The following is a 365-nucleotide window of genomic DNA, read 5'->3' on the forward strand; positions in this document are numbered from 1 at the left end:
GGAAAATACGGCCCACTTGCCGTCCGGGCTGGCGACGGGCGCGCCGACGCGCTTCATCAGCCACACGTCTTCATGCGTGATGGCGTGCTTGGCTTGTTGGGCAGCGGCGGCTGGCGCGGCAAGCGTGGTGTCGGCGGCATGCGTGGTGCAAGCGAGCGAGGCGCAGGCCGCTGCGATCAGCAGCGAGCCGATGGAGCGGCGAAGACGGGGAGAGGTCATGAGCGTGGTCCGGAGAATTGAAAAAGGTTGTTGCGGGCAATATTATTGCCCATCGATACACGCCATGCCAAGCTGCCATGGCCGCCCGTAACCGGTATTTACCGCTGCGTTCTGTACGTATCGCAAGTGAGCTGACATGGGGCGAT

At 63.0% G+C, this 365-nt stretch carries 1 pseudogene; it reads right to left on the bottom strand.

Going from position 1 to position 365, the window contains the following annotated elements:
• Window positions 1–219, bottom strand: a pseudogene (locus ACO0LB_RS20665) (S9 family peptidase); the annotation flags it as partial.
• Window positions 220–365: the final 146 nt, after the last annotated feature.

The organism is Undibacterium sp. SXout7W (assembly GCF_049339385.1).
Classification (GTDB): domain Bacteria; phylum Pseudomonadota; class Gammaproteobacteria; order Burkholderiales; family Burkholderiaceae_D; genus Undibacterium.